Source organism: Caulobacter sp. P1_B12_2 (assembly GCF_056406675.1).
Window position 1 is genome coordinate 1 of sequence record NZ_JBFTZS010000249.1, and the last position, 6851, is coordinate 6851.

General features: G+C 68.2%; 11 protein-coding genes. 5 read left to right on the plus strand and 6 right to left on the minus strand.

The window, feature by feature from the left end:
• The 3 genes from AC1DZ6_RS15570 to AC1DZ6_RS15580 all read left to right on the plus strand — a co-directional run.
• On the plus strand, positions 1-152 hold a 152-nt coding region (locus AC1DZ6_RS15570; RefSeq protein WP_477098073.1), incomplete at its 5' end, for a hypothetical protein.
• Between the two features lie 132 nt (positions 153-284).
• On the plus strand, positions 285-716 hold the full coding sequence (locus AC1DZ6_RS15575; RefSeq protein WP_477098066.1) for a hypothetical protein: 432 nt from the start codon (positions 285-287) through the stop codon (positions 714-716).
• The gene (locus AC1DZ6_RS15580; protein ID WP_477098067.1) at positions 713-1156 is read left to right on the plus strand and encodes a hypothetical protein; all 444 of its coding nucleotides are present in this window, start codon (positions 713-715) and stop codon (positions 1154-1156) included. Before AC1DZ6_RS15575 ends, AC1DZ6_RS15580 begins: the two co-directional genes overlap by 4 nt.
• A 227-nt stretch (positions 1157-1383) precedes the next feature.
• Here the strand turns inward: AC1DZ6_RS15580 and AC1DZ6_RS15585 are convergent, their stop codons facing one another.
• From AC1DZ6_RS15585 to AC1DZ6_RS15605, 5 genes are all read right to left on the minus strand, one after another.
• A complete protein-coding gene (locus AC1DZ6_RS15585) occupies positions 1384-1893 on the minus strand; it encodes a F0F1 ATP synthase subunit B (RefSeq protein ID WP_477098068.1) in 510 nt (169 codons plus the stop codon).
• 12 nt (positions 1894-1905) lie between these two features.
• The gene (locus tag AC1DZ6_RS15590; protein WP_477098069.1) at positions 1906-2442 is read right to left on the minus strand and encodes a F0F1 ATP synthase subunit B family protein; all 537 of its coding nucleotides are present in this window, start codon (positions 2440-2442) and stop codon (positions 1906-1908) included.
• A gap of 105 nt (positions 2443-2547) precedes the next feature.
• Entirely contained in the window at positions 2548-2775 is a 228-nt protein-coding gene (locus AC1DZ6_RS15595; RefSeq protein ID WP_018061086.1) for a F0F1 ATP synthase subunit C, read from the minus strand.
• A gap of 50 nt (positions 2776-2825) precedes the next feature.
• The gene (locus AC1DZ6_RS15600) at positions 2826-3596 is read right to left on the minus strand and encodes a F0F1 ATP synthase subunit A (RefSeq protein ID WP_477098074.1); all 771 of its coding nucleotides are present in this window, start codon (positions 3594-3596) and stop codon (positions 2826-2828) included.
• Positions 3597-3621: 25 nt separating this feature from the next.
• On the minus strand, positions 3622-4002 hold the full coding sequence (locus AC1DZ6_RS15605; protein WP_477098070.1) for an AtpZ/AtpI family protein: 381 nt from the start codon (positions 4000-4002) through the stop codon (positions 3622-3624).
• A gap of 365 nt (positions 4003-4367) precedes the next feature.
• On the opposite strand from AC1DZ6_RS15605, the gene AC1DZ6_RS15610 reads away from it, so the two are divergent.
• Positions 4368-4697, plus strand: coding sequence for a DUF6481 family protein (locus AC1DZ6_RS15610; protein ID WP_477098071.1), 330 nt, complete (start codon positions 4368-4370; stop codon positions 4695-4697).
• 72 nt (positions 4698-4769) lie between these two features.
• Positions 4770-5564: a TSUP family transporter gene (locus AC1DZ6_RS15615; RefSeq protein ID WP_477098075.1), complete on the plus strand. Its 795-nt coding sequence runs from the start codon at positions 4770-4772 to the stop codon at positions 5562-5564.
• A gap of 137 nt (positions 5565-5701) precedes the next feature.
• On the opposite strand, the gene AC1DZ6_RS15620 is transcribed toward AC1DZ6_RS15615, so the two are convergent.
• Positions 5702-6851, minus strand: a 1150-nt coding sequence (locus AC1DZ6_RS15620) for a coiled-coil domain-containing protein (protein ID WP_477098072.1), incomplete at its 5' end; no start/stop codon positions are given.

Genomic DNA, 6851 nt, shown 5'->3' on the forward strand with positions numbered 1-6851 from the left:
CCGGGGCCGGCGCCGCCAAGGGCGGCGACGTCGACCGCTTCAAGGGCGCGCCCTACCACGCGCCGCTCAAGCGCCTGGACGAGACACTCGCGGCGCGTAAACCACGTCTGAGGTGGAAACCTGTGGCCGCCGCGCCACTGGCGGCGGAATAGGCGCCACAGTCTGACGAATCGGAACGGGGCGCCTTTACGGGAGGGCGCCCCGTTCTCATATCGGGTTCTGTGAGCCGAGGAGGCCGGCCGTCGCCGGGATCAAACGGACCACTGGACCCGTTTTTCCCTGCCATGAACCTTGCCCTCGCCATGCCGCCCGTGCGCTTCTCCGTCGCTGATGAACTCGCCCGCGAGCTTCTCGGGCGGATTTCGCGCGTCGTTCTGGTGACGCTGGGCCTGATCCTGATCGTGGCCGGTTTCCTGATCGCGCCGCTGCCCGGCCCGCTGGGCGTGCCGCTGACGGTGGCCGGCCTGATGCTGGTGCTGCGCAACTCGTTCCGGGCCCGCAAGCAGTTCGTCCGCTTCCAGCACGCCCACCCCAAGCTGCTGTTCCCGCTGCGCCGCCTGCTGCGGCGTGAGCCGGAAGTGCTGCCGGTCGCCTGGCAGCAGGTTCTGCGCATGGAGCGCGTGGTCATGCCGCGTCGCTGGCGGGTGGCCAAGCGCTGGCGCCAGTCGCTCAAGCGCGGCGCTCTCAAGCGCCAGTCCGCCAAGCAGGGCTTGTGAGCTCGGCGGCCGAAACGCTCGCCAGACTGCCTTCGAGGCTATACCGCCGCCGTCGCCGTCTGGCCCTCGTCCTGCGGGAAACCGCGGGGCGTGTCGCCCGCTGGGCGGCGCTGGCCTTCGGCATACTGGTGCTGCTGGCCGGGGTGATCCTCACGCCGCTGCCGGGACACCTGGGGCTGCCGCTGCTGGTCGTCGGGCTGATGATCGTGCTGCGCAACTCGTTCCAGGCCAAGCGCCGCTTCCTGCGCTGGCAGCGTCGGCATCCCAAGCTGATCTTCCCGATCCGCAGGCTGATGCGTCGCGAGCCGGAGATCATGCTGGTGGCCTGGCAGCAGCTCCTGCGGTCCGAGAAGCTGTTCCTGCGCAAGGCGTCCTGGCGGGTGCTCAAGCGCGGCCGCAAGCACATCAAGCGGCGTTGGTTGAAGAAGCAGCCGGTTTAGGCTGCGTCTCTTCCCCCTGTGGGGGAAGACGACCGCGAAGCGRTCCGTAGGGGGCAAGTGCTCGCCGCGCTACGCTAGCCGGCTGTCTTCTTGCCACCCACCACTTGCCCCCACCTGACCGCTACGCGGTCTRTCCGCCCCCAAAGGGGGCGGAGCGCTCACCGACCACCAAAAAGGGCGCGCCCCGCGAGGAGCGCGCCCTTGATGTTTTCGCAAGTCCGAAACCGCTATTGCAGCTTCGAGCCGATCTGGCCGATCGCCGTGTCGACCAGGCCGTCCGAACCGCCGGAGGCGAGGCGGGCGACCAGGATCTGCTCGGCGGCCTGGGCGGCGAGGTCGACAGCGGCCGACTTGACGTCGGCGGCGGCCTGGGCCTCGGCCTGAGCGATCTTGCGTTCGGCCATTTCGGCGCGGCGCGTGATCTGCTCCTCGAGCTTGGCCTTGGCTTCCGTCGCGATCAACGCGGCGTCGGCCTTGGCGGCTTCGATCATGCCGGCGGCCTGACGCTCGGCTTCTTCCCGCTGGGCCTTCACGTCCGCGAGCAGGGCCTGGGCCTCTTCCCGCAGTTGCTGGGCTTCGTCGAGTTCGGCCTTGATCTTGGCCGCGTGGGCGTCGAGCCCCGCGAACAGGGCGCCCGGCAGGACCTTGAGCACGACCAGCAGGCCGATGAACGCGGCCAGGCCGACCAGGACCCACAGTTCGGGATTGGCGAGATCGAAGAGGGCTTCGTGTTCCATCGTCGTCTCTCCTTAGGCCAGCGAGGCCTTGAGCTCGGCGGCCGAAGCCGCCTTGCCCGTCAGCTTCTCGACGATGGCGCCGGCCGTGTCCGAGGCCACTTCGCGGACGTGGGCCATGGCCTCGTCGCGGGCGACCTGGATGCGGGCTTCGGCGGCCGCCAGCTTTTCAGCCAGGACAGCCTCTTCCTTCGCCTGACGCTCGGCGGCCAGGGCCGAAGCCTTGGCCTTGGCGTCCGCCGCGGTCTTCTGGGCCTTGGCGCGAGCCTCGGCCACCTCGGCCGCGGCCGCGCGGGCCTGGACCTCGGCTTCGTCCTTCAGACGACGGGCGTCGGCGATGTCGCCGGCGATCTTGGCGCCGCGGGTCTCGATCGCGCCGCTGACCCGGGGCAGAAGCACCTTGGACAGCACCGCGAAGAGGACGGCGAAGATGAGCAACAGCCAGACGATCTGGCCGCCCCAGTGCTGGAACTGCAGCTGGGGAAGCCCGCCGCTTTCCTGCCCGTGGGGGGGCTCAGTCGACTCGACCGTGCCGTGATGTTCCGTCGCCATGGGCGAAGAAGCCTCTTTAGGTTGGAGCATTCTCGAGAAGTGAAAATGCCCGAAGAACGAGTCTGGAACGCCGTCGATCCTGAGGACCGACCGCGCTCCAGGGTTTTACTTCGAGAACAGGATCAGGAAGGCGATGACCAGGGCGAAGATGCCCAGGGCTTCGGTCAGAGCCATGCCCAGGAACAGCATCGGACGCTCTTGAGCGGCGGCGGTCGGGTTACGCAGGGCGCCTTGGAAGTAGTTGCCGAACATGATGCCCAGGCCGATGCCCGCGCCGATCATGCCGAGCATAGCCAGGCCGGCGCCGATGAACTTAGCGGCGGAAGCGTCCATGATTGAGACTCCTTGGGAAGTGGTGTGTTGGTTGAAAGACTAAAGGTTGATCAGTGGCTGTCGAGGTGCACGACGTCGTTCAGATAGACGCAGGTGAGCACCGCGAACACGAAGGCCTGAAGGAAGGCCACCATGAACTCTAGGGCCGTCAGGGCGACGACGGAGGTCAGCGACAGCAGGCCCACTAGCCAGTAGGCCGGGGCCATGGCCAGCAGGATGGCCACGAAGGTCGCGAAGATCTTCAGCACCACGTGGCCGCCCAGCATGTTGCCGAACAGACGAAGGGCCAGGGTGACGGGGCGGATCAGGAACGAGATGATCTCGATCGGGACCAGCAGGAAATACAGCGGCCACGGCACGCCCGACGGGGCGAACAGCTTGAAGAACTTGATGCCGTTCTTGGCGAAGCCGACAGCGACGACCGTCAGGATGACCAGCATGCCCAGGGTCAGGGTCACGGCCAGTTGCGAGGTCGAGGTGAAGCCCAGGAAGTTGCCGGTCCAGCCGAACAGCATGCCCTGCAGGTTGGCGAACAGCACGAAGGCGAACAGGGTGAAGACGAAGGGCAGGTACTTCTTGCCGTCGTGGCCGATGATCGAGCTCGTCAGGCCGTCGACCAGCCCATACAGCATCTCGCCCACGGTCTGCAGGCGGCCCGGGATCACCGCGCCTTTGCCCGCGAAGGCGTAGAAGGTGATGATCAGGAACGCCGACAGCAGCATGGCGGCCACGGAATTGGTGATCGACAGGTCGATCGCGCCCAGACCCGGGACAGTAAAGGACGGCAGCTCCACGATCTTCTGGATCATGAACTGGTGCATCGGGTCGATCGGCGTGGCCAAGGCCCTAGTCTCTCTTCTGCTTGGGGGCGGTAGACCCGCCTCCCGTGTCACCGTCGGTTACGTCCTTGGCGGACCTGGCCGACGCCTGCGCGCTCAGTTTTGTCGCCTTGCGGACGACGGTGTAGATCGAGATCCCCATGCCGATCAGCAGACCGCCGACCATGCCCCAGGGCCCCGTGCCGGCGTAGCGGTCGAGCAGCCAGCCGAAGCCGAGCCCAACCAAAACGCCTCCGATCAGATCCGCCAGGAGACGATAGCCGTCCTGGGACGATTTCTCGTGCTCGGCGCGTATCGGCTGTTCCGCCGCCTTTCGCGCCTCGAAGGCGGCGATCCGAGCGTCGAGGCTCTGTGGAGCCTGGTCGTTCGGTTCGTCGGCCTTGGGCATGGGAGCGGTCAGGTCCGAAAACGCCCGCGGCCGCCCCAATAGAGGCGGTTTTCCGGCCGGCTTGATCGCGGCGGAACCTATAGGGCGCGCTGCGGTGCGTCAAGGTTAGGTGGTATACCGTCAAGTTGCGGTTTTATAACGGCTTTTGGAGATTTTCGAGCGAGGCGTCGGAATCATCGCGCCCTTACGTGATCGGCGGCGGTTTCGCGGTGGCCGGTTCCGTCGCGGAACCGGTGGGGCCGTGTGAAGATCCAGGGCGCGGCGGCCCCGCGTCCATTCGCCCAAGCGGCGGCGAGGGGATCGTCAATTGCTTTTTCCGGCGTTTTGGGGTCTTAGGAGCGCACTCTCCACTAACCAGAAGATTCATGTCGCATCTGAAGAACACCGGCTTCGCCGATCGCATCACCGCCGCCGCCGACGCCAAGAAGGCGATGCTGGCCAAGATGAAGCCGAAGCCCACCGTCACCGACCCCAACTTCGACCAGCGTCACCTCGAGCGCGAAGCCGAACTGGAGCGGGTTCGCGCCGAGCGCGCCGCCGTCAAGGAAGCCGCCCGTCAGGAAATCCTGGCGCGGGAAGAAGCCGCCCTGGCCGAGAAGCGCGCCGACCGCAAGGAGCGCAAGGCTCTGTCGGCCGCCGAGCAGAAGATCGCTCGCGACGCCAAGTACGCCGCCCGCAAGGCGCGCCAGAAGTAATCACGACGACTGCTCGCTCTATCGCGTGGTTCCGGCCCGTCCAAGGGCGGACCACGCGAGGGCTTGAGTAAGATGCACGTCGATTTCGCCCTGCTGGCCACGATGTTCGTCGTGGCCGCGATCGCCGGGGCGTTCGACGCCATCGCCGGCGGCGGCGGTCTGCTGACCGTCCCGGCCCTGCTGCTGACCGGCATGAACCCTGTCGCCGCCCTGGGCACCAACAAGCTGCAGGGCGCGTTCGGCGCGCTGTCCTCCACCACGGCTTTCGCCCGTCGCGGCCTGATCGACTGGAAGACCGCCCTGCCGGTCGCCGGTGCGGCCGCCGTCGCGGGCCTGTGCGGCGCCCTGTGCGCCAGCCTGCTGTCGCCCCGTTTCCTGGCGGCCCTGGTGCCGATCCTGCTGATCGTCATCGCCCTCTATTTCGGTTTCTCGAAGGGCCTGAAGGGCGAGGACGCCTCGCCCCGCCTGACCGTGCCGGTCTTCGCCTTCTGCGTGGCGCCGCTAGTCGGCTTCTACGACGGGATCTTCGGACCCGGGGCGGGAGCCTTCTACATGGTCGCCATCGTCACCCTGCTGGGCTACGGCGCGCTGAAGGCCACGGCCCATACGAAGCTGGCCAACGCGGCGTCGAATGTCGGCAGCCTGATGCTGTTCATCCTGAAGGGCGCGGTCGTCTGGCCGATCGGGCTGACGATGGCGGCCGGGGCGTTCCTGGGCGCGCAGGTGGGGTCGCGGCTGGCGATGCGGTTCGGGGCCAAGCTGATCCGGCCGCTGCTGGTGGTGATGTCGTGCGCGATGGCGGTGAAGCTGTTGTCGGACCCGGCCAATCCGTTGAGGCATGCGGTCGTCGGGCTTTTCGGCGGCTAACACTTGCCCCCCTGCGGGCCTTCGGCCGTCTTCCCCCATAGGGGGAAGAGGACGCCGCGCCTTCTTCGTCCTCCGCCCCCTCGCCGCGACAGACCGCGAAGCGGTCAGGTGGGGGCAAGTCCGTGAGCCGCTGAGCCCTACTGCGCCGCCACCAACTGCTCGGCCGTCGACAGATCCACGCTCACCAACTGGCTGACCCCCCGCTCGGCCATGGTCACCCCGAACAACCGATCCATCCGGCTCATCGTCACCGGGTTGTGCGTAATGGCGATGAACCGCGTCTTCGTCCGCCGGCGCATCTCGTCCAGCATGTTGCAGTAGCGGTCGACATTGGCGTCATCCAGCGGCGCATCGACTTCGTCGAGCACGCAGATCGGGGCCGGGTTGGCCAGGAAGACGCCAAAGATCAGGGCGCTGGCGGTCAGGGCCTGCTCGCCGCCGCTCATCAGGCTCATCGAGGCCATGCGCTTGCCGGGCGGGCAGGCGAAGATCTCCAGCCCGGCCTCCAGCGGATCGTCGCTCTCGATCAGCCGCAGCTCGGCCKCGCCGCCGCCGAACAGGGCCTGGAAAAGCGTCTTGAAGTGACCGTTGATGATCTCGAAGGCGGCTAGCAGACGCTCACGCCCCTCGGCGTTCAGCTCCTCGATGCCGGCCCGCAGCTTGCCCACGGCCCCCGACAGGTCGGCCCGCTCGGTGCGCATGGTCTCCAGCCGCGCGGCGTATTCGTTGGCCTCTTCCTCGGCCCGCAGATTGACTGGACCGATGGCGTCACGCTCGCGCTCAAGGGCGAACAGGTGAGCCTCGACGCCGGCGGCGTCCTTCGGCACGGCCACGGCCTCGCCCGCCACGTGGCGGCCCAGCTCCTCGGGCTCCATCCGGGCCTGCTCGCGGATGGCCGTGGCCACCTCGGCGAAGCGGTCGCGGACGGCGTCCAGCGTGGCGACCAGGGCGGCGCGCTTCTCGCGGGCCTCCGAGGCGGCCTGTTCGGCGGCGCGGGCCGCGCGGTCGGCGTTCAAGCGGGCGGTCTCGGCGGCCTCCAGGGCGTCCGACGCCTTGGCGCGGCGATCCTCGGCGGCGGCGAACTGCTCGACGATCAGCACCAGCTTCTCGGCCAGCACGGTCGGCGCCTCGCGGGCGGCGTCCACGGCGGCGGCGGCCTTGACCCGGTCGGCCTCAAGGCTCGTCTCGCGCCGGGCCGAGGCCTCGCGGCGCTTGGACCAGTCGGCGTGGTCGCGCTCCAGGGTCTCCAGGCGGCGCGCGCGGCCGGCGGTCTCGCGGGTCTCCTGG